The 18,316-nt window shown below is 49.7% G+C and carries 33 protein-coding genes and 1 pseudogene; 32 read left to right on the forward strand and 2 right to left on the reverse strand.

Translation table 11 applies throughout. From position 1 onward, the window contains the following. Positions 1-11: 11 nt before the first annotated feature. The 32 genes from EA392_09940 to EA392_10095 all read left to right on the forward strand — a co-directional run bounded on the left by EA392_09940 (position 12) and on the right by EA392_10095 (position 17,581). Positions 12-317, forward strand: coding sequence for a 30S ribosomal protein S10 (locus EA392_09940; GenBank protein TVR38410.1), 306 nt, complete (start codon positions 12-14; stop codon positions 315-317). 22 nt (positions 318-339) lie between these two features. Then, positions 340-966, forward strand: a complete 627-nt coding sequence (locus tag EA392_09945; protein ID TVR38411.1) for a 50S ribosomal protein L3 — start codon at positions 340-342, stop codon at positions 964-966. Beyond that, a complete protein-coding gene (locus EA392_09950; GenBank protein ID TVR38412.1) occupies positions 957-1,586 on the forward strand; it encodes a 50S ribosomal protein L4 in 630 nt (209 codons plus the stop codon). Before EA392_09945 ends, EA392_09950 begins: the two co-directional genes overlap by 10 nt. 5 nt (positions 1,587-1,591) lie before the next feature. Then, on the forward strand, positions 1,592-1,882 hold the full coding sequence (locus tag EA392_09955; GenBank protein ID TVR38413.1) for a 50S ribosomal protein L23: 291 nt from the start codon (positions 1,592-1,594) through the stop codon (positions 1,880-1,882). Positions 1,883-1,899: 17 nt separating this feature from the next. Beyond that, the gene (locus EA392_09960) at positions 1,900-2,724 is read left to right on the forward strand and encodes a 50S ribosomal protein L2 (protein ID TVR38414.1); all 825 of its coding nucleotides are present in this window, start codon (positions 1,900-1,902) and stop codon (positions 2,722-2,724) included. A 7-nt stretch (positions 2,725-2,731) separates the two neighbouring features. Next, positions 2,732-3,001 (forward strand): 30S ribosomal protein S19, encoded by a 270-nt coding sequence (locus tag EA392_09965; GenBank protein ID TVR38415.1) that lies wholly within the window; start codon positions 2,732-2,734, stop codon positions 2,999-3,001. A gap of 22 nt (positions 3,002-3,023) precedes the next feature. Beyond that, the gene (locus EA392_09970; protein TVR38416.1) at positions 3,024-3,419 is read left to right on the forward strand and encodes a 50S ribosomal protein L22; all 396 of its coding nucleotides are present in this window, start codon (positions 3,024-3,026) and stop codon (positions 3,417-3,419) included. Between the two features lie 24 nt (positions 3,420-3,443). Beyond that, positions 3,444-4,154 carry a 30S ribosomal protein S3 gene (locus EA392_09975; GenBank protein TVR38417.1) on the forward strand — a complete coding sequence of 237 codons (711 nt, stop codon included), beginning with the start codon at positions 3,444-3,446 and terminating at the stop codon, positions 4,152-4,154. A 32-nt stretch (positions 4,155-4,186) separates the two neighbouring features. After that, entirely contained in the window at positions 4,187-4,606 is a 420-nt protein-coding gene (locus EA392_09980; GenBank protein TVR38418.1) for a 50S ribosomal protein L16, read from the forward strand. Positions 4,607-4,619: 13 nt separating this feature from the next. Then, complete coding sequence (locus EA392_09985) at positions 4,620-4,820, forward strand: 50S ribosomal protein L29 (protein TVR38419.1); 201 nt, start codon at positions 4,620-4,622, stop codon at positions 4,818-4,820. A 4-nt stretch (positions 4,821-4,824) separates the two neighbouring features. Then, on the forward strand, positions 4,825-5,082 hold the full coding sequence (locus tag EA392_09990; GenBank protein TVR38420.1) for a 30S ribosomal protein S17: 258 nt from the start codon (positions 4,825-4,827) through the stop codon (positions 5,080-5,082). 23 nt (positions 5,083-5,105) lie between these two features. Continuing rightward, positions 5,106-5,474, forward strand: a complete 369-nt coding sequence (locus EA392_09995; GenBank protein ID TVR38421.1) for a 50S ribosomal protein L14 — start codon at positions 5,106-5,108, stop codon at positions 5,472-5,474. 13 nt (positions 5,475-5,487) lie between these two features. Then, a complete protein-coding gene (locus EA392_10000; protein TVR38422.1) occupies positions 5,488-5,811 on the forward strand; it encodes a 50S ribosomal protein L24 in 324 nt (107 codons plus the stop codon). Then, positions 5,811-6,359 (forward strand): 50S ribosomal protein L5, encoded by a 549-nt coding sequence (locus EA392_10005; protein ID TVR38423.1) that lies wholly within the window; start codon positions 5,811-5,813, stop codon positions 6,357-6,359. The genes EA392_10000 and EA392_10005 overlap by 1 nt, the downstream gene beginning before the upstream one ends. A gap of 7 nt (positions 6,360-6,366) precedes the next feature. Then, complete coding sequence (locus EA392_10010) at positions 6,367-6,636, forward strand: 30S ribosomal protein S14 (GenBank protein TVR38424.1); 270 nt, start codon at positions 6,367-6,369, stop codon at positions 6,634-6,636. Positions 6,637-6,657: 21 nt separating this feature from the next. Next, entirely contained in the window at positions 6,658-7,056 is a 399-nt protein-coding gene (locus EA392_10015) for a 30S ribosomal protein S8 (protein TVR38425.1), read from the forward strand. Positions 7,057-7,066: 10 nt separating this feature from the next. Beyond that, positions 7,067-7,621: a 50S ribosomal protein L6 gene (locus tag EA392_10020; GenBank protein ID TVR38426.1), complete on the forward strand. Its 555-nt coding sequence runs from the start codon at positions 7,067-7,069 to the stop codon at positions 7,619-7,621. A 13-nt stretch (positions 7,622-7,634) separates the two neighbouring features. After that, entirely contained in the window at positions 7,635-7,988 is a 354-nt protein-coding gene (locus EA392_10025) for a 50S ribosomal protein L18 (protein ID TVR38427.1), read from the forward strand. Positions 7,989-8,001: 13 nt separating this feature from the next. After that, a complete protein-coding gene (locus tag EA392_10030) occupies positions 8,002-8,520 on the forward strand; it encodes a 30S ribosomal protein S5 (GenBank protein ID TVR38428.1) in 519 nt (172 codons plus the stop codon). A gap of 11 nt (positions 8,521-8,531) precedes the next feature. Further along, entirely contained in the window at positions 8,532-8,714 is a 183-nt protein-coding gene (locus EA392_10035) for a 50S ribosomal protein L30 (protein TVR38429.1), read from the forward strand. Positions 8,715-8,736: 22 nt separating this feature from the next. Next, a complete protein-coding gene (locus tag EA392_10040; protein TVR38442.1) occupies positions 8,737-9,183 on the forward strand; it encodes a 50S ribosomal protein L15 in 447 nt (148 codons plus the stop codon). 5 nt (positions 9,184-9,188) lie between these two features. Further along, positions 9,189-10,529, forward strand: a complete 1,341-nt coding sequence (secY, locus tag EA392_10045) for a preprotein translocase subunit SecY (GenBank protein TVR38430.1) — start codon at positions 9,189-9,191, stop codon at positions 10,527-10,529. Positions 10,530-10,537: 8 nt separating this feature from the next. Next, the gene (locus tag EA392_10050; GenBank protein ID TVR38431.1) at positions 10,538-10,756 is read left to right on the forward strand and encodes a translation initiation factor IF-1; all 219 of its coding nucleotides are present in this window, start codon (positions 10,538-10,540) and stop codon (positions 10,754-10,756) included. Positions 10,757-10,786: 30 nt separating this feature from the next. Continuing rightward, the gene (locus tag EA392_10055; GenBank protein ID TVR38432.1) at positions 10,787-10,903 is read left to right on the forward strand and encodes a 50S ribosomal protein L36; all 117 of its coding nucleotides are present in this window, start codon (positions 10,787-10,789) and stop codon (positions 10,901-10,903) included. 17 nt (positions 10,904-10,920) lie between these two features. Continuing rightward, the gene (locus EA392_10060) at positions 10,921-11,298 is read left to right on the forward strand and encodes a 30S ribosomal protein S13 (protein ID TVR38433.1); all 378 of its coding nucleotides are present in this window, start codon (positions 10,921-10,923) and stop codon (positions 11,296-11,298) included. Between the two features lie 9 nt (positions 11,299-11,307). After that, positions 11,308-11,694: a 30S ribosomal protein S11 gene (locus EA392_10065; protein TVR38434.1), complete on the forward strand. Its 387-nt coding sequence runs from the start codon at positions 11,308-11,310 to the stop codon at positions 11,692-11,694. A 24-nt stretch (positions 11,695-11,718) separates the two neighbouring features. Next, positions 11,719-12,324: a 30S ribosomal protein S4 gene (locus tag EA392_10070; protein ID TVR38435.1), complete on the forward strand. Its 606-nt coding sequence runs from the start codon at positions 11,719-11,721 to the stop codon at positions 12,322-12,324. Between the two features lie 33 nt (positions 12,325-12,357). Beyond that, positions 12,358-13,350 carry a DNA-directed RNA polymerase subunit alpha gene (locus tag EA392_10075; GenBank protein TVR38436.1) on the forward strand — a complete coding sequence of 331 codons (993 nt, stop codon included), beginning with the start codon at positions 12,358-12,360 and terminating at the stop codon, positions 13,348-13,350. 39 nt (positions 13,351-13,389) lie between these two features. After that, positions 13,390-14,061 (forward strand): 50S ribosomal protein L17, encoded by a 672-nt coding sequence (locus tag EA392_10080; protein ID TVR38437.1) that lies wholly within the window; start codon positions 13,390-13,392, stop codon positions 14,059-14,061. A gap of 74 nt (positions 14,062-14,135) precedes the next feature. Further along, positions 14,136-15,251: a carbamoyl-phosphate synthase small subunit gene (locus tag EA392_10085; protein ID TVR38443.1), complete on the forward strand. Its 1,116-nt coding sequence runs from the start codon at positions 14,136-14,138 to the stop codon at positions 15,249-15,251. Positions 15,252-15,263: 12 nt separating this feature from the next. Further along, positions 15,264-16,547, forward strand: coding sequence for a phosphopyruvate hydratase (locus tag EA392_10090; GenBank protein ID TVR38438.1), 1,284 nt, complete (start codon positions 15,264-15,266; stop codon positions 16,545-16,547). Between the two features lie 122 nt (positions 16,548-16,669). Then, positions 16,670-17,581 carry a 1-aminocyclopropane-1-carboxylate deaminase/D-cysteine desulfhydrase gene (locus EA392_10095; GenBank protein TVR38444.1) on the forward strand — a complete coding sequence of 304 codons (912 nt, stop codon included), beginning with the start codon at positions 16,670-16,672 and terminating at the stop codon, positions 17,579-17,581. 218 nt (positions 17,582-17,799) lie between these two features. Here the strand turns inward: EA392_10095 and EA392_10100 are convergent. Beyond that, positions 17,800-17,961: pseudogene (locus EA392_10100) on the reverse strand (transposase). A gap of 193 nt (positions 17,962-18,154) precedes the next feature. Further along, positions 18,155-18,316 (reverse strand): transposase (locus EA392_10105; GenBank protein ID TVR38439.1); only part of this gene is annotated, 162 nt, incomplete at its 5' end.

Genomic DNA, 18,316 nt, shown 5'->3' on the forward strand with positions numbered 1-18,316 from the left:
ACCATACCAGGATGAGCCAGAAGATCAGAATAAAATTGAAGTCGTACGACCACAACCTGGTGGATAAGTCGGCTGAGAAGATCGTAAAAACGGTGAAAACCACCGGTGCCGTAGTAAGTGGCCCCATTCCACTGCCCACGCACAAGCGTATCTACACCGTGTTGCGTTCACCTCACGTTAACAAGAAATCACGCGAGCAATTCCAGCTCTGCTCCTACAAGCGAATGCTTGATATCTACAGCTCTTCATCAAAGACTGTTGATGCGCTGATGCGTTTGGAGCTTCCAAGCGGAGTTGAAGTAGAAATTAAAGTTTGATCACTTAAACAATAGCTGAGAGATGCCCGGTTTAATTGGAAAGAAAATAGGAATGACCAGTATTTACAGTGCGGAGGGGAAAGCCCTTCCCTGTACGGTCATCGAAACAGGCCCCTGTGTGGTAACGCAGGTTAAAACCCTTGAAAAAGACGGGTACGAGTCTGTACAGCTTGGATTTGGCGACCGCAAGGAGAAAAACACTCCCGCTGCATTGATGGGCCATTTCAAAAAAGCTAAAACCACCCCCAAAGCCAAGGTGGTAGAGTTCTACGACTTCAAGAATGAATTCGGCATTGGCGATTCACTGGCGGTTGGCGACGTGTTTGCCGAAGGTGAGTTTGTGAGTGTCGTGGGTACCTCAAAAGGTAAAGGATTTCAGGGGGTTGTGAAACGACACGGCTTTGCCGGAGTAGGACAGGCCACCCACGGCCAGCACAACCGACTTCGTGCACCGGGTTCAATTGGAGCAGCCTCTTTTCCGGCTCGCGTTTTCAAGGGAATCCGCATGGCGGGTCAAACCGGCGACAAGCAGGTAACCATCGAAAACCTGCAAATTCTTAAAGTGGATGCCGAAAAGAACCTCCTGATTGTAAAGGGAGCAGTTCCCGGAGCTAAAGGATCATACGTAATCGTAAGAAAATGGAATTAAAAGTTCTGAACATAGAGGGTAAGGAAACCAGCAAGAAAGTTAAGCTGGATGATGCCGTGTTCGGTGTAGAACCCAACGATCACGCTATTTACCTGGATGTGAAACAGTATCTTGCCAACCAGCGCCAGGGTACACACGCAACCAAAGGTCGTAGCGACGTGAAAGGAAGCACCCGTAAACTGCGCAAGCAGAAAGGAACCGGAGGCGCCCGTGTAGGAGATATTAAGAACCCGCTCTTCCGTGGAGGAGGTCGCATTTTTGGTCCGCAACCGCGAGACTACAGCTTCAAGCTGAATAAAAAGTCTAAAGCAGTTGCCCGTAAGTCGGCGCTCTCCTACAAGGCAAAAGATCAAAACCTGTTGGTGGTTGAGGATTTCAAAATGGAATCACCCAAAACCAAGCAGTTTGCCGGTATTCTCGGAAACCTCAAGGTAAGTACTGACAGCACGCTGTGGGTACTTGCAGAAAACGACAAGAATGTAGTGCTTTCGGCCCGCAATATTCCACAAATCAAAGTGGTAATGGCCAAGGATCTGAATACGTACGACATTCTCAAGTACAAGAAAATGATAGTTAGCGAGCGTTCGCTGGCTGAGATTCAACAAACGCTTAACAAGTAACAGCGATGAGCAGGATATTGATCAAGCCGATTATCACCGAGAAAATGACAGACGTTAGCGAACGACTGAATCGTTACGGTTTCGTGGTGGATCGACGCGCCAACAAAATCCAGATCGGAAAGGCCGTGGAAGATGCATACGGTGTAGTGGTTGACAAAGTGTGGACCATCAACTACGCCGGCAAAAACAAATCTAAATTCACCAAAACAGGAATGGTTAAAGGGCGTACCAACGCCTACAAAAAAGCCATCGTAACCCTGTCGGAAGGCGAGATTGATATCTACGGCAACATCTAAAGATAAGACTCAAAGTCATGGCAGTAAAGAAATTTAAACCCACTACCCCCGGACAACGCCACAAGGTGAATAGCACCTTTGAGGAGGTTACCACCGACAAGCCGCTGAAGAAGTTGCTGAAGGGTACCAACAAATCCGGTGGACGTAACAATACAGGTAAAATGACCATGCGCTACATCGGTGGTGGTCACAAGCGTCGGTATCGTGAAATTGACTTTAAGCGCGACAAAGACGGGATTCCCGCACGCGTTGAAAGCGTTGAGTACGATCCCAACCGCTCGGCGCGTATTGCTCTTTTGGTTTACGCCGACGGAGAGAAGCGTTACATCATCTCTCCCGAAGGCCTGAAGGTAGGTCAAACCCTTGAGTCGGGAAAAGATGTTGCGCCCGAGCCCGGAAATACACTTTATTTGAGTGATATTCCATTGGGTACTGTGGTGCACAACGTAGAACTTTCTCCCGGTCGCGGTGGTGCTTTGGCCCGCAGCGCCGGATCATACGCCCAGCTGAACGCCCGCGATGGAAAGTACGCACTGCTGAAGATGCCTTCGGGCGAGATTCGCATGGTACTCCAAACCTGTAAGGCAACGGTGGGTACTGTATCCAACTCGGAGAGCTTCCTCACCGTGTCGGGTAAAGCAGGCCGCAGCCGCTGGCTGGGTCGCCGCCCACGCGTACGCGGAGTAGTGATGAACCCGGTTGATCACCCCATGGGTGGTGGTGAAGGCCGCTCTTCAGGAGGACACCCGCGTTCACGCAAAGGCTTGATGGCTAAAGGTAAAAAGACCCGCGCCCCCAAGAAAGTTACCAGCAAGTTTATCATTGAGAAAAGGAAGAAATAATTAGATCATGAGCAGATCCCTTAAAAAACCGCCGTTCGTGCATTACAAATTGATGCGCAGGGTAGAAGAAGCACAAAGCTCAGGCAAGAAAGGTGTAATCAAAACCTGGTCTCGAGCCAGCACCATTACCCCCGACTTTGTGGGCCTCACCGTAGCTGTTTACAACGGCCGTCAGTTTATCCCGGTGTTTGTTACCGAAAACATGGTAGGTCACAAGCTTGGTGAGTTCTCTCCCACGCGTCAGTTCCGGGGTCACTCAGGTAAAAAGAATAAGTAATCCAGAATAACCAATTAGCGCAATGGGTTCTCGAAAACAAAATATGGCAAATGCCATCAAGGAAGAAAAGAAGCAAATCAGTTACGCCAAGCTGCGCAACTGTCCGACTTCACCGCGCAAAATGCGCCTGATAGCCGACGTGATTCGCGGAGAGCAAGTGATGCCGGCACTCAATACGCTGCGCCACATGCCTCAGGATGCTGCTCGTCGCATGGAGAAACTCCTGCTGTCGGCAGTAGCCAACTGGGAGTCAAAAAACGAAGGCCAGCGTGTAGATGATGCCAACCTTGTGGTGAAAGAAGTTTTTGTTGACAGCGCCCGCATGCTGAAGCGTCTTCGTCCGGCACCACAAGGCCGCGGACACCGCATTCGCAAGCGCTCCAATCATGTAACCATTGTGGTTGACAATACCAATTAAGACTCAAAGAACGATCAAAGCAATATGGGACAAAAGACTAACCCAATCGGAAACAGACTCGGATACATCAAAGGATGGGATTCGAATTGGTACGGAGGCCGCAACTACACGGATAAACTTGTAGAGGATGACAAAATCCGCAAGTACCTCAATGCGCGTCTGCACAAAGCCAGCGTGTCGCAAATTATCATTGAGCGCACACTGAAGCTGGTTACCGTTACCATCAATACTGCCCGCCCCGGTGTAATCATCGGTAAAGGTGGAAGCGAGGTTGACAAATTAAAGGAAGAGTTGAAAAAACTCACCGGCAAGGAAGTGCAGATCAATATTTTTGAGATTAAGCGGCCCGAGTTGGATGCCCGTTTGGTAGCCGACAGCATTGCCCGTCAGATAGAAGGCCGTATCTCTTACCGCCGTGCCATTAAAATGGCCATTGCTTCAACCATGCGAATGGGAGCTGAAGGAATCAAAGTTGGTATTGCCGGTCGTTTGAATGGTGCTGAAATGGCGCGTCAGGAAAGTTTTAAAGAAGGACGTACTCCTTTGCACACTTTCCGCGCAGACATTGACTACGCGCTTTCTGAGGCACACACCAAAATGGGTCGTATCGGAGTAAAGGTTTGGATTTGTAAGGGTGAAGTGTACGGAAAACGCGACCTATCACCCAACATTGGCCAGGCCAAAGGAAAAGGTGGACCCGCTAAACCTGCCGGAGGACCACGCAAAAGAAGATAAGAACGCATACTGAGCAAGTAAAAAGATAAGCGATGTTACAACCGAAAAGAACGAAGTACCGCAAGATGATGAAAGGCCGCATCAAGGGTAATGCTACCCGCGGTGCACAATTGGCCTTCGGAAGTTTCGGACTCAAAACCCTCGATGAGGGCTTCATTACCTCACGGCAGATTGAGGCTGCACGTATCGCGGTAACACGATACATGAAGCGTGAAGGAAAAGTGTGGATCCGCATTTTTCCAGATAAGCCTATCACAGCCAAACCCGCCGAAGTACGTATGGGTAAGGGAAAAGGGGCTCCCAGCCACTGGGTAGCGGTTGTACGTCCGGGCAGAATTATGTTCGAAGCGGAAGGAGTTCCTATGGATATCGCCAAAGAAGCCATGCGCCTCGCAGCTCAGAAACTTCCCGTGCGAACCAAATTTGTAGTACGAACTGATTACGCAGAATAAACGCATCCGAATCATGAAAACAGCAGAGATTGTAGAACTGACATTGGATGAGCTGAAAGACAAGCTCATGGTAGAGTCGGAAGCATTTGAGAAATTGCGCATGTCGCACACGGTTTCGAGCCTGGAGAACCCCCTGCAAATCCGCAACAAACGTCGCGTATTGGCACGCCTCCGGACCGAACTTCGTAAAAGAGAATTGCAAGCTAACAAGTAACACAATGAGCGAAAGAAATTTAAGAAAAGAGCGCATCGGCATTGTTGTCAGCAACAAGATGGACAAGTCTATCCTGGTATCTGTTGAGAGCAAAGTGAAGCACCCGGCTTACGGAAAATTCATCAAGAAGTCGCGTAAGTTCATGGCCCACGACGAAAAGCAGGAGTCGGGAATTGGCGACCGTGTGCGCATCATGGAAACCCGCCCGCTGAGCAAGTCAAAGTGCTGGCGATTGGTTGAAATTATCGAAAAAGCGAAGTAACAACAGGCTAATAAGAATCAGCGATGATACAACAGGAAAGCAGATTAAAAGTGGCAGACAACAGCGGAGCAAAAGAAGTGCTCTGCATCCGGGTCCTGGGTGGAACCGGTCGTCGCTACGCTTCCATTGGTGATACCATTGTGGTATCGGTAAAAGATGCGATGCCCAACAGCAACGTGAAAAAAGGAAGCGTGTCGAAAGCCGTTGTGGTACGCACCAAAAAAGAAGTTCGCCGTCCGGACGGATCTTATATCCGCTTTGACGAAAACGCAGCCGTGCTGTTGAATAACGCCGGCGAAATGCGCGGAACGCGAATCTTTGGCCCGGTAGCGCGTGAGCTTCGCGACAAGCAGTTTATGAAGATTGTATCACTGGCACCCGAGGTGATCTAAATACCGCATCAAGATGACAAAGAAATTGCATATCAAAAAGGGCGACCAGGTGAAGGTGATGGCCGGAAACGCAAAGGGTGAAACCGGACGCGTTGTATCCGTAGATCGCAAAACCAACCGCGCGCTCGTTGAAGGCCTCAATATGGTTAAGCGCCATGTGAAGCCCACCGCTTCCAGCCCGCAGGGTGGTATCATTGAAAAGGAAGCCGGTATCCACGTGTCGAACCTTATGCTCGTTGACCCCGCTACCAAAGAGGTTAGTCGAATCGGGCGAAAGCAGGACGACAACGGAAAATTAGTTAGGTATTACAAAAAATCAGGGGAGGTTGTAAAGTAATGTACACGCCAAGATTAAAAACCAAGTACCGCGAAGAAGTAGTTCCTGCTTTGATGAAGCATTTTAACTACTCAAGCGTGATGCAAGTTCCGGTAATCCAGAAAATCTGCATCAATCAAGGTCTCGGAGATGCCGTAGCCGATAAACGAATTGTTGAACACGCCATCGAGGAAATGTCTTCCATTGCCGGCCAGCGCGCAGTTGCGTCCTACTCGCGAAAAGACATCTCGAACTTCAAACTCCGTAAAGGTATGCCCATCGGAGCGCGTGTAACCCTTCGCGGTGATCGTATGTACGAATTCCTCGACCGACTTCTGTCAGTATCTCTGCCACGTACGCGCGACTTCCGCGGGGTGAAAGCAACCGGTTTCGACGGTCGCGGAAACTTCACCATGGGCGTGAAAGAGCAAATCATCTTTCCGGAGATTGATATCGACAAAGTGAAAAACATCAACGGTATGGACATCACCTTTGTGACTACCGCCCAAACCGATGAAGAAGCAAAAGCATTGTTAAACGAATTCGGATTTCCGTTCGCGAAAAAATAATTGAAGCATGGCAAAAGAATCAATGAAAGCCCGGGAGCGTAAACGCCAGAGAATGGTGGAAAAATACGCCGAAAAACGCGCAGCCCTTAAAGCTGCCGGCGACTGGGAAGGTCTCCAGAAGCTCCCCAAGAACTCATCCAAAGTGCGTCTGCACAACCGCTGTCAGCTCACAGGCCGTCCGCGCGGTTACATGCGCCAGTTTGGAATTTCACGGGTTACTTTCCGCGAAATGGCAGTTTTTGGCCTTATTCCCGGAGTTACAAAAGCCAGTTGGTAAACGAAGTAAAAAGAAACGATCATGTATAGCGATCCAATATCCGACTACCTGACACGCATCCGCAACGCGGTGAGCGCACGTCACAAAGTGGTTGAAATTCCCGCTTCAAACCTCAAAAAGGAGATTACCAAGATCCTTAAGGAGAAAGGTTATATCCTCAACTACAAGTTTGAAGAGGACGGAAAACAGGGCACCATCAAAATCGCCCTTAAGTACAACCCGCGAACCAAGATTCCCGCTATTCGCAAAATTGAGCGCGCCAGCCGCCCGGGATTGCGATACTACGTGGGAGCCGATAACATGCCGCGGGTACTGAACGGACTCGGAATTGCCATCCTGTCAACCTCCAGTGGAGTGATGACCGACAAGGAGGCCAAACAACAAAATGTGGGTGGAGAAGTTCTCTGCCGCGTTTACTAAACCAGAAGTTATGTCAAGAATAGGAAAGGCAATCATCAACCTGCCAGGCGGAGTAGAGCTTAAGGTTTCCGACGATAACGTGGTAACAGTGAAAGGCCCCAAAGGTGAGCTTTCGCAGCCTCTGGCCGATAACCTGTCTGTAAAGATTGAAGAAGGAGTGGTTACCGTAGAGCGCGCCAACGAAGAGAAATCTACCCGCTCACAGCACGGACTTACCCGCGCCCTGCTGAACAACATGGTAGAAGGTGTTTCAAATGGCTTCATCATCAAGCAGGAGCTGGTAGGGGTTGGATACCGTGCCAAAACCACCGGTCAGTTGCTGGAACTCAGCCTCGGATATTCACACCCTATCGTGTTCGAAATTCCGTCTGAAGTAAAGGTGGAGGCCGTAACCGAAAAAGGTAAAAACCCTGTTATCACACTCGAGTCGCACGATAAGCAACTGGTGGGTATGGTAGCCGCTAAAATCCGCTCATTCCGCAAGCCTGAACCATACAAAGGAAAAGGTATTCGCTACGTGGGCGAACAACTGAGAAGAAAAGCCGGAAAATCGGCCTCTAAATAACAAACATTGAGAAATGGCACTAAGTAAAGAACAGCGTCGTATGCGAATCAAGCGCCGGTCACTGGATAAGTCCCGTGGTACCATTGAGCGCCCCCGTCTTTGCGTATTTCGCAGCAACACCCAGTTTTACGCTCAACTGATTGATGACAGCACCGGAAAAACCCTTGCTTCATGCAACTCACTGGGATTGAAAGAAGCTCAAGGCATCGCCAAGATTGAGCAGGCAAAGCTTATTGGAAAGGCTATGGCCGAAAAAGTAATCGCTGCAGGTTTTACCAATGTGGTTTTTGATCGCAGCGGATACCTCTACCACGGTCGTGTGAAATATTTTGCCGAAGCTGCCCGCGAAGCTGGTCTCAAATTCTAACGAAAGGAAAGTCATGTCAACAGAAAACGTCAGAAGAGTAAAATCGAGTGACATCGAGCTGAAAGATAAGCTCGTGGCCATCAACCGTGTTACCAAGGTAACCAAAGGAGGTAGAACCTTCACCTTCTCTGCCATCGTGGTAGTAGGAAATGAAAATGGTGTGGTAGGTCACGGACTGGGAAAAGCCAACGAAGTAACCTCCGCCATTGCCAAAGGTATTGATGACGCCAAGAAAAACCTCATCAAAGTTCCTATTGTAAACGGAACAGTACCCCATGAGCAATACGGTAAGTACGGTGGTGCCTTGGTTTTCCTGAAGCCCGCCGCAAGTGGTACAGGAGTAATTGCTGGTGGTGCGATGCGTGCCGTGCTCGAAAGTGTAGGTGTACACGACGTACTTGCAAAATCTCAGGGATCGTCAAACCCGCACAACGTGGTAAAGGCTACCCTGGATGCACTCCAAAAAATGCGTGATGCCTACACCGTAGCAGCTCACCGCGGAGTTCCACTCGATAAAGTATTCAACGGTTAACAAAGAGCGTCATGGCCAAAGTGAAAATTGTTCAAGTAAAAAGCGCCATTAAGCGGCCCAAGGACCAAAAGGCAACCCTGGTAGCACTTGGCATCAAAAGAATGAACCGCCCTGTAGAGAAAGAAGCTACACCGCAGATTCTCGGGATGATTCACAAAGTAAAACACCTGCTTCAGGTTGAAGAGGTAAAGTAATAACATGCAACAAAAAGATATCATGGATCTGAGTAAACTTAAGCCAGCCGAAGGATCTGTTAAGAAGCGAAAGCGAGTTGGCAGGGGCGAAGGCTCCGGACACGGAGGCACATCAACACGCGGACACAAAGGAGCAAAATCACGCTCTGGCTACTCGCGCAAGAAAGGTTTTGAAGGAGGCCAAATGCCCCTGCAACGCCGCGTGCCCAAATTTGGTTTCAAAAACATCAATCGCAAGGAATTCCGCGGAGTAAACGTGGATACGCTTCAGGGGCTTGCAGATGAGCACAAGCTCACCGAAATTAACCTCGAAACGCTCATCGAGCGCGGCCTTGCTAATAAAAGCGACCGGGTGAAAATTCTCGGACGTGGTGAAATCAATACCAAACTGACCGTAAAAGCACACGCTTTTTCTGCTTCGGCCAAAGCGGCCATCGAAAAGCAGGGAGGTGAAGCGGTAATCCTGTAAACGGCATGAAGAACTTTATCGATACCATCAAGAACATCTGGAAAATCGAAGACCTTCGGTTCAGGATTCTCATTACCCTGGGTTTCCTGCTTATTTACCGAATCGGATCTTTTGTGGTGCTTCCCGGTGTTGACTCGGCGGCACTCGAAGTAGCCAATGCCGGTGGTGGAGGAGGTCTTGGCGACCTGCTCTCACTCTTTACCGGAGGAGCTTTCTCTCGTGCGTCTATCTTCGCGCTGGGAATTATGCCCTACATCTCTGCTTCGATTATCATGCAGTTGATGGGTGTGGCGGTTCCAGCCATCCAAAAGATGCAGAAAGAAGGTGAAAGCGGTCGAAAGAAAATCACACAGTACACCCGTTTGCTCACCATCCTGATTACCGTTTTCCAGGCACCCACCTATATCGTGGCTACCGTGCCTGCCGAAGCGCGTCTGGATGATACCGCTTTCTGGTGGACCATGACAACCATTATCCTTTCTACAGGTACACTCTTTGTAATGTGGCTGGGAGAAAAGATTACCGACAAAGGAATCGGAAACGGAATCTCAATGATTATCATGATTGGTATCATTGCCGGGTTGCCCACAGCCTTTGCACAGGAAGTAGTAGGGCGCCTCGGCCCAGGTGGTGGAGGCTTGGTAATTCTCCTCATTGAAATGGTGATTCTGCTCGTGGTAATCGGTGCAACAGTTGCGCTGGTGCAAGCCGTTCGACGTGTACCTATTCAATTTGCCCGCCGAACTGCCGGACCGGGAGGAGCACAGGTGCAAGGAGCACGTCAGTACCTTCCGCTCAAGGTGAACGCAGCAGGGGTAATGCCTATCATCTTTGCCCAGGCAATCATGTTCATTCCGCTTTATGTGGCTCAGGCCCTCGAGGCTGAGCCCGGAGCGTTCCTGAATTCGTTGGTGGATTTTAACGGACTCTGGTATAACGTGTTGTTCTTTGTGGTGATTATTGCATTTACCTACTTCTACACAGCCATTACAGTGAACCACAACGAAATGGCCGATAACCTGAAGCGTAACGGCGGCTTTATTCCCGGTGTAAAACCCGGTCGTGAAACTGCCGACTTTATTGATACAGTGCTTTCGCGCATTACCCTGCCGGGGTCCATTTTCCTGGGTCTGGTGGCTATCCTGCCTGCTTTTGCAGTTCAGTTTGGCGTAAAGCAGGGCTTTGCCATTTTCTTCGGAGGAACCTCTCTGCTGATCATGGTTGGGGTAATTCTTGATACACTGCAGCAAATTGAAAGCCACCTGTTGATGCGTCACTACGACGGATTGATGGAAACCGGCCGACTCAAGGGCAGAAGAGATTCTGTGTTTGGAATGACAGGATAAAACAAATCATGGCAAAACAAACATCCATAGAGCAGGACGGCGTAATTGTGGAGGCACTCTCCAACGCAATGTTCAAGGTAGAGCTGGAAAACGGTCATACCATCGTTGCGCACATCTCTGGTAAAATGCGAATGAACTACATCCGCATTCTCCCCGGTGATAAAGTGAAAGTGGAAATGTCGCCATACGACTTAACAAAAGGAAGAATAACATTCAGATACAAATAGGTTCCGGTTGGAACCCCAAAGAAGGAAGCGATGAAAATCAGAGCATCACTCAAAAAACGAAGCGCCGATTGCAAGATTGTACGGCGAAAGGGGAAGTTGTACATCATCAACAAGAAAAACCCCAAGTTAAAACAACGACAAGGATAATTAATACGCACTGAATTATGGCTCGTATAGCAGGGATTGACTTGCCCAAAAACAAGAGAGGAGAAGTAGCTCTCACCTACATTTTCGGAATCGGATCGACCACGGCCCGCAAAATTCTGACCGATGCCAATGTTGGTTTCGAAGTGAAGGTGAACGACTGGAACGATGAGCAGCTTACTGCCATCCGTTCGATCATCAACGATCAAATCAAGGTAGAGGGAGCGCTCCGTTCTGAAATCCAAACCAACATCAAGCGATTGATGGACATCGGATGCTACCGTGGTATTCGCCACCGTACCGGGCTGCCCCTGCGCGGACAGCGAACCAAGAACAACTCGCGTACCCGAAAAGGAAAGAGAAAAACCGTAGCCAACAAGAAGAAGGCTACTAAATAAGCTTTAAACATGGCAAAAGCAGCGTCAAAAAAGAAAAAGCAGGTAAAAGTGGATGCGGTTGGACAAGCCCACATCCAGGCTACCTTCAACAACATCATCATATCGCTTACCAACGCACAAGGTCAGGTGATTTCATGGTCTTCGGCCGGTAAACAAGGTTTCCGCGGTTCAAAAAAGAACACCCCCTACGCCGCCCAGGTGGCTGCTGAGGATTGCGCGAAAGAAGCCTATGAATACGGCCTGCGCAAGGTGAAGGTGTTTGTAAAAGGTCCCGGCTCAGGCCGCGAATCTGCTATCCGCTCCATTCACAACAGCGGTATCGAAGTAACCGAAATCGTGGACGTAACCCCGCTTCCTCACAATGGATGCCGTCCTCCCAAGAAACGAAGAGTATAATCATCCGCAAGAAAAAGCACAGTAATGGCAAGATACAGAGGCCCCAAATCAAAGATTGCACGTAAGTTCAAAGAGCCCATCTTTGGGCCCGACAAAGCGCTTGAGCGCAAGAACTACCCCCCCGGAATGCACGGACCGGACAAACGCCGCTCCAAGCAATCGGAATACGCCGTGCAGCTCGCCGAGAAGCAAAAGGCCAAATACACCTATGGAATCCTGGAGCGTCAGTTCCGCAACATCTTTGAGCGTGCCTCACGCAAAAAAGGTATCACCGGGGTATTGCTGCTCCAGTTCTGCGAGGCACGCCTGGATAACACCGTGTTCCGCATGGGGCTCGCTAACAGCCGTCGTCAGGCGCGTCAGCTCGTAACGCACCGTCACATCACCGTAAACGGAGAAGTGGTGAACGTACCTTCGTACGAGTTGCGTCCGGGCGATAGCATTGCTGTACGCGAGAAATCAAAATCGCTCGAAGTAATTTCATCAGCGCTCGCTTCAAGCAACAAGAAGCACGACTGGTTGTCGTTTGACCGCAACACCATGAGCGGCTCCTTCCTCAACCTTCCTGAGCGCGAGCAAATCCCTGAGAATATCAAGGAGCAGCTCATCGTGGAACTTTACTCGAAATAATCACTGAACAACAAACCGTCAATATAGACCGCCATGGCAATTTTAGAATTCCAGAAACCCGATAAAGTAGTGATGATCAGTTCTGACCACCAATCAGGTCAGTTTGAGTTCAGACCGCTTGAACCGGGATTCGGTATCACCATCGGTAACGCACTTCGCCGCATTTTGCTTTCTTCACTCGAGGGCTTTGCCATCACTTCCGTGAAGATTGAAGGTGTAGATCACGAATTCGCCACCATCAAAGGTGTGGTAGAGGATGTGACCAACATTGTGCTCAACCTTAAACAAGTGCGCTTTAAGCGTCAGATTGACGATACCGAAACCGAAAAGGTGAACGTTTCGATTACCGGAAAAGACGTGATTACAGCCGGCGATATCGGTGAATTTACTTCTGCTTTCCAGGTACTGAACCCCGACCACGTGATCTGCCACCTCGAGCCCAAAGTAAAACTCGAAATGGAACTCACCATCAGCAAAGGTCGCGGTTATGTTCCTGCCGAAGAGAATCGCGTATCTAATGCTCCGGTTGGAACCATCTTTACAGATGCCATCTTTACCCCTGTGAAAAACGTGAATTACCACGTGGAAAACTACCGTGTTGAGCAGAAAACCGACTACGAAAAACTCGTAATCGAGCTTACAAGCGACGGTTCAATCACCCCCAAAGATGCGCTTCAGGAAGCCGCAAAAGTGCTGATTCATCACTTTATGCTCTTCTCAGACGAGAAAATTACCCTCGACAATGAAGAAAAACTCGAAACCGAAGAGTTCGACGAATCATCGTTGCACATGCGTCAGTTACTCAAAACCAAACTGGTTGACATGGACCTCTCGGTGCGCGCGCTCAACTGCCTCAAGGCAGCCGACATCGAAACCCTTGGAGACCTGGTTAGCTTCAACAAGAACGACCTGCTCAAGTTCCGCAACTTCGGTAAGAAGTCGCTTACTGAGCTCGAGGACCTTATCGAAGCGAAAGGACTCTCTTTCGGAATGAACGTTTCGAAATACAAACTTGACAAAGACTAAAAACCCATTCAGCAAAGCTGAACATAGTACACCAAGAAGATGAGACACGGAAAGAAAATCAATCCGCTCGGACGTAAGAAAGGCCACCGCGAACTGATGTTGTCAAACATGGCTTGCTCGCTTATTGAGCACAAGCGCATCAACACCACGCTCGCAAAAGGTAAAGAATTGCGCAAATACGTTGAGCCGTTGATCACCAAATCAAAAGAAGACTCAACCCACTCACGCCGCGTGGTATTCAGCTACCTGCGCAGCAAGGAGGCGGTAACTGAGCTGTTTCGCGAAGTAGCTCCTAAAATTGCCGAGCGCCCCGGAGGGTACGTGCGTATCCTTAAAACCGGTCGCCGCCTCGGTGATGGTGCCGAGCTTTGCATGGTTGAACTGGTTGACTTCAACGAGCTGTTGCTGAACACCGAGAAGAAAACCAAATCGCGCAGAAGCCGTCGTGGTGGTAAAAAGCAAGGTGCTCCGGAAGCAACCCCTGCCGCCGAAGCTGAAGTAAAGCAGGAAGAGCCCAAGGGTGAAGCAGCCGCTGCAGAAGCTACTGAGGCAGCACCCGCTGAAACTTCAGCCGAAGCAGAAGACACAACGAAAAAGGCTACCGACGAGGATCCCGAAGCTTCTGCTCCTGATGCAGCCGCCGGTGAGACTCCCGCCAGCGAAGAGAAGAAAGAAGAAGGCGACGGCGAAACAAAAAAAGACGAAGCCTAAATTGACAACATTACTCACACCGAAAGGGATAATGCCAACCGCATTATCCCTTTTTTTTGACCAAATTTGTACCCATGGAAACTTTTGACACAACCCTGATGCTCGAAGATGGCACCGTCTTCAAAGGCAGGTCGGTAGGTGCTCGTGGAACCACTACCGGCGAGATCGCTTTTAACACCGGAATGACCGGATACCAGGAAATCTTTACAGACCCGTCCTACGTAGGGCAAATTCTCGTAATGGCTACCTCACACATCGGAAACTACGGAACCTTCAGCGAAGAGGTTGAATCCGAAGGTGTGAAGATATCCGGGCTGGTGGTGAAGAAGTTTTCTAAAACCTACAGTCGCCCCATCGGAGATGCTTCGCTTCAGGATTATCTGGAACGCGACGGCCTGGTGGGTATTGCCGACGTGGATACACGAGCCCTCGTTCGCCACATTCGCGATAAAGGGGCCATGAATGCCATTATCTCCTCTGAAATAGAAGATTTGGATGAACTCCGTAGGCGGCTCGCAGAAGTGCCGTCTATGCAAGGGCTTGAGCTTTCATCGCGTGTTACCACAGATAAGGCTTACACCGCAGGCGAAGGAAACAACGGTCCGAAGGTGGCTCTGCTGGATCTGGGCGTAAAAACAAATATTGTTCGTTGCCTTACCGAACGTGGTTGCGTGGTTCGCGTATTTCCCATGCACACAGGTCTCGATGAAATGGAAGCCTGGAAGCCTGAAGGATACATGCTCTCTAATGGTCCCGGCGACCCTGCAGCCATGCCCGGAGTGATTGAAACTGTAAAAGGTATCGCAGCCACCGGCCGACCGGTGTTTGGTATTTGTTTAGGACACCAGGTGCTGGCGCTGAGCCAGGGACTCAAAACCACCAAAATGTTTAACGGCCACCGTGGTATTAACCATCCCGTGAAGAACCTGATTACCGGAAAATGCGAGGTAACATCGCAGAACCACGGCTTTGTGGTTGACTACGCCGGCGCTGAAGCACACCCCGAAGTGGAAATCACCCACGTGCATCTCAACGACGGCACCCTGGCTGGGCTGAGACTCAAGGGTCGCCCGGTGTTTTCGGTGCAATACCACCCAGAAGCCTCACCGGGTCCGCATGACTCACGCTACCTTTTTGATCAGTTTGTAGAGAATATGGCCGGTGTAAAGTCCGAAATGTTGACGATTTAAACCCAACACAATATGTCACTTATTGCGCAGATTCAAGCCCGCGAGATACTCGATTCACGCGGCAACCCCACCCTCGAAGTTGATGTAATCACCGAAAACGGAGTACTCGGCAGGGCAGCGGTGCCATCGGGTGCTTCAACTGGGGTGCACGAAGCGGTTGAACTCCGCGACGGAGATGCGGGTCGATACCTCGGAAAAGGGGTTACCAAGGCCATGCAGAATGTGATTAACGTGTTGAATAATGAGCTGCACGGAGCCCACGTGTTTGAGCAACAAATGATTGATCGCGCCATGATAGGCATCGATGGCAGTGACAACAAAAGCGTACTGGGCGCCAACGCTATTCTTGGCGTTTCGCTGGCAATAGCCAAAGCCGCAGCGCAGGAAGCAGGCATGCCCCTGTACCGCTACATCGGCGGCCCGTCGGCCAGTTACATGCCCGTGCCCATGATGAATATACTGAATGGTGGTGCACATGCCGACAACAAAATAGATATCCAGGAATTTATGGTGATGCCCATTGGTGCGGAGAGCTTCTCCGAAGGCCTGCGGATGGGCGTAGAGGTTTTTCACCACCTGAAAGAAGTGCTTAAAAAAGGTGGCCATTCAACCAACGTGGGCGATGAAGGCGGTTTTGCCCCCCAACTGGATAGCAACGAAGCCGCCCTTGAAGCCGTTTTGCAGGCCATTGAAAAGGCTGGTTACAAGCCCGGCGACGATATCGCCATTGCACTCGACGCTGCAGCATCGGAGTTTTACAACGCCGAAAAGAAACTCTACCGTTTTGAATCAACCGGTGATGAGCTGAGCCCATCAGATATGGTGAACTATTGGGATAACTGGGTGAAGAAATATCCCATTGTATCCATTGAAGACGGAATGCACGAAGACGACTGGAATGGCTGGAAACAACTTACTGAAACCCTGGACGACAAGGTGCAGCTTGTGGGTGACGATATCTTTGTAACCAACACCGAGCGTTTATCGCGTGGAATCAGCGATGGAGTGGCCAACTCCATTCTTGTGAAGGTAAACCAAATCGGAACACTTACTGAAACCATCGACGCAGTTCAACTCGCAACACGTCATGGTTATACATCGGTCATGAGTCACCGTTCGGGCGAAACCGAAGATACCACCATAGCCGATTTGGCTGTGGCGCTCCAAACCATGCAAATTAAAACAGGCTCTGCTTCGCGCAGCGACAGGGTGGCGAAATACAACCAACTTCTTCGCATCGAGGAGCAGCTTGGCAAGATGGCCTTTTACCCGGGCCGTGCCGCTTTGAGAATGTGAGAGTGAGACTCAGGGCTCGCATTATCTCAGAGCCTTCGGTTTCTCGGTGAAGATTCTTTGTCAGACTGGATGTTTTGGCCTTAAAGCTTTCCATAATGCCTGCGCCTAGTGAAAAATCATCGATGGAATTCATTTCAACACCCTCGCCTCTTCAGGAACTTACATCACCATTGTTTGAGCGCAAAGGGCTGTTTGTCTGGGTTAAGCGAGATGATCTCATCCACCCGGTCATTTCGGGCAATAAATGGCGAAAGCTGAAATATAATTTGCAGGAGGCCCGGCGTCGCGGTTGTACGCGTATCCTCACTTTTGGTGGAGCTTATAGCAACCACCTGCACGCCACGGCAGGAGCCTGCGCCATGTTGGGAATGTCGTCGATTGGAGTGGTGCGAGGCGAAGAAACACTGCCTCTCAACAGCACATTGCGCTTTGCAACAGAGCAGGGAATGCACCTGCAGTATGTGTCGCGCTCTGAATACCGCCTGCGAAATGAGGAAACTTTTCAGCGTGCTTTGCTGGATGATTATCCCGGTTCATACCTTGTGCCTGAGGGCGGGGCCAACGCGGCCGGAGTGCGCGGTTGCAAGGAGATTGTTGAGGAAGTGGCCATGCCTTTTGACAAAGTTGCGGTGGCTTGTGGAACCGGAACCACATTGGCGGGAATCGCAATGGCTTTGCAACCCGGTCAGCAGGCTATGGGCTTTTCGGCACTGAAGAACGGCGCTTTTCTGGATGATGAAGTAGCCGCACTTGTGGCTGCAGAAGGCCACAGTAGCGCTTCGCGCAATTGGACCATCCAAACGGAATACCATTTTGGAGGATACGCCCGCGTTACTCCTGATCTTATTGCCTTTATGCAGCATTTTTACAGGGAGCACGGTTTTAAGCTCGATCCCGTGTACACGGCCAAAATGTTTTTTGGTGTGTGGGATATGATCGATAGGGGCGCCTTTGCGCGTGGTACCACCTTGCTCCTTGTTCACACCGGTGGCCTGCAGGGATTGCAGGGAATGGAAGAGAGGTGGGGGTGGTGAGTGAGTGATGGTGAATCGTGAAATCTCATAGCAATCTTCCCATACAATTTTTCGGTTGAAGTCTCATATTTCAATGGGTTCGCATTTTTTGGCCCAATTCACCATCCCGAAGGGATTGAACCTACATAGCATTGCATGTAGTGGGATAAATTCGACCCCGACGGGGTCGTACCTTTTTGTGGTTTGATTGTCTTTATACATTCGACCCTTTCAGGGTCTTATTCTATCCATTCGAAAAGGTATTCATCCTGATGTTCAATCTGGTATTTGGCCAAAAAGTCTTTGTATTCCTCTTTGAACGTTCTTTTTCGATGATGCTCTTTTTGATTCTGAATGTATCTAATCACATTGTCCAGGGCCGAGTGGGAATAAGAAAATGCCTATAGCATTCTTCCCATACAATTTTTCGGTTGCAGCCTCATATTTCAATGGATTCGCATTTTTTGGCCCAATTCACCATCCCGAAGGGATTGAACCTACATAGCATTGCATGTAGTGGGATAAATTCGACCCCGACGGGGTCGTACCTTTTTGTGGTTTGATTGTCTTTATACATTCGACCCTTTCAGGGTCTTATTCTATCCATTCGAAAAGGTATTCATCCTGATGTTCAATCTGGTATTTGGCCAAAAAGTCTTTGTATTCCTCTTTGAACGTTCTTTTTCGATGATGCTCTTTTTGATTCTGAATGTATCTAATCACATTGTCCAGGGCCGAGTGGGAATAAGAAAATGC

It is taken from the genome of Cryomorphaceae bacterium, from assembly GCA_007695365.1.
In the GTDB taxonomy this organism is placed as follows: Bacteria; Bacteroidota; Bacteroidia; order Flavobacteriales_D; family SKUL01; genus SKUL01.

Excerpts from the sequence above, each read along its gene's own strand:
- EA392_10090 (TVR38438.1), top strand. The coding sequence starts at position 15,264 with ATGTCACTTATTGCGCAGATTCAAGCCCGCGAGATACTCGATTCACGC.
- secY (TVR38430.1), top strand. The coding sequence starts at position 9,189 with ATGAAGAACTTTATCGATACCATCAAGAACATCTGGAAAATCGAAGAC.
- EA392_10075 (TVR38436.1), top strand. The coding sequence starts at position 12,358 with ATGGCAATTTTAGAATTCCAGAAACCCGATAAAGTAGTGATGATCAGT.
- EA392_09955 (TVR38413.1), top strand. The coding sequence starts at position 1,592 with ATGAGCAGGATATTGATCAAGCCGATTATCACCGAGAAAATGACAGAC.
- EA392_10005 (TVR38423.1), top strand. The coding sequence starts at position 5,811 with ATGTACACGCCAAGATTAAAAACCAAGTACCGCGAAGAAGTAGTTCCT.
- EA392_09970 (TVR38416.1), top strand. The coding sequence starts at position 3,024 with ATGGGTTCTCGAAAACAAAATATGGCAAATGCCATCAAGGAAGAAAAG.
- EA392_09980 (TVR38418.1), top strand. The coding sequence starts at position 4,187 with ATGTTACAACCGAAAAGAACGAAGTACCGCAAGATGATGAAAGGCCGC.
- EA392_10020 (TVR38426.1), top strand. The coding sequence starts at position 7,067 with ATGTCAAGAATAGGAAAGGCAATCATCAACCTGCCAGGCGGAGTAGAG.
- EA392_10050 (TVR38431.1), top strand. The coding sequence starts at position 10,538 with ATGGCAAAACAAACATCCATAGAGCAGGACGGCGTAATTGTGGAGGCA.
- EA392_09945 (TVR38411.1), top strand. The coding sequence starts at position 340 with ATGCCCGGTTTAATTGGAAAGAAAATAGGAATGACCAGTATTTACAGT.
- EA392_09940 (TVR38410.1), top strand. The coding sequence starts at position 12 with ATGAGCCAGAAGATCAGAATAAAATTGAAGTCGTACGACCACAACCTG.
- EA392_10055 (TVR38432.1), top strand. The coding sequence starts at position 10,787 with ATGAAAATCAGAGCATCACTCAAAAAACGAAGCGCCGATTGCAAGATT.
- EA392_09965 (TVR38415.1), top strand. The coding sequence starts at position 2,732 with ATGAGCAGATCCCTTAAAAAACCGCCGTTCGTGCATTACAAATTGATG.
- EA392_10015 (TVR38425.1), top strand. The coding sequence starts at position 6,658 with ATGTATAGCGATCCAATATCCGACTACCTGACACGCATCCGCAACGCG.
- EA392_10000 (TVR38422.1), top strand. The coding sequence starts at position 5,488 with ATGACAAAGAAATTGCATATCAAAAAGGGCGACCAGGTGAAGGTGATG.
- EA392_09950 (TVR38412.1), top strand. The coding sequence starts at position 957 with ATGGAATTAAAAGTTCTGAACATAGAGGGTAAGGAAACCAGCAAGAAA.
- EA392_10030 (TVR38428.1), top strand. The coding sequence starts at position 8,002 with ATGTCAACAGAAAACGTCAGAAGAGTAAAATCGAGTGACATCGAGCTG.
- EA392_10060 (TVR38433.1), top strand. The coding sequence starts at position 10,921 with ATGGCTCGTATAGCAGGGATTGACTTGCCCAAAAACAAGAGAGGAGAA.
- EA392_09960 (TVR38414.1), top strand. The coding sequence starts at position 1,900 with ATGGCAGTAAAGAAATTTAAACCCACTACCCCCGGACAACGCCACAAG.
- EA392_10080 (TVR38437.1), top strand. The coding sequence starts at position 13,390 with ATGAGACACGGAAAGAAAATCAATCCGCTCGGACGTAAGAAAGGCCAC.
- EA392_10025 (TVR38427.1), top strand. The coding sequence starts at position 7,635 with ATGGCACTAAGTAAAGAACAGCGTCGTATGCGAATCAAGCGCCGGTCA.
- EA392_09985 (TVR38419.1), top strand. The coding sequence starts at position 4,620 with ATGAAAACAGCAGAGATTGTAGAACTGACATTGGATGAGCTGAAAGAC.
- EA392_09975 (TVR38417.1), top strand. The coding sequence starts at position 3,444 with ATGGGACAAAAGACTAACCCAATCGGAAACAGACTCGGATACATCAAA.
- EA392_10010 (TVR38424.1), top strand. The coding sequence starts at position 6,367 with ATGGCAAAAGAATCAATGAAAGCCCGGGAGCGTAAACGCCAGAGAATG.
- EA392_09990 (TVR38420.1), top strand. The coding sequence starts at position 4,825 with ATGAGCGAAAGAAATTTAAGAAAAGAGCGCATCGGCATTGTTGTCAGC.
- EA392_10065 (TVR38434.1), top strand. The coding sequence starts at position 11,308 with ATGGCAAAAGCAGCGTCAAAAAAGAAAAAGCAGGTAAAAGTGGATGCG.
- EA392_10095 (TVR38444.1), top strand. The coding sequence starts at position 16,670 with ATGGAATTCATTTCAACACCCTCGCCTCTTCAGGAACTTACATCACCA.
- EA392_10085 (TVR38443.1), top strand. The coding sequence starts at position 14,136 with ATGGAAACTTTTGACACAACCCTGATGCTCGAAGATGGCACCGTCTTC.
- EA392_09995 (TVR38421.1), top strand. The coding sequence starts at position 5,106 with ATGATACAACAGGAAAGCAGATTAAAAGTGGCAGACAACAGCGGAGCA.
- EA392_10070 (TVR38435.1), top strand. The coding sequence starts at position 11,719 with ATGGCAAGATACAGAGGCCCCAAATCAAAGATTGCACGTAAGTTCAAA.
- EA392_10035 (TVR38429.1), top strand. The coding sequence starts at position 8,532 with ATGGCCAAAGTGAAAATTGTTCAAGTAAAAAGCGCCATTAAGCGGCCC.
- EA392_10040 (TVR38442.1), top strand. The coding sequence starts at position 8,737 with ATGGATCTGAGTAAACTTAAGCCAGCCGAAGGATCTGTTAAGAAGCGA.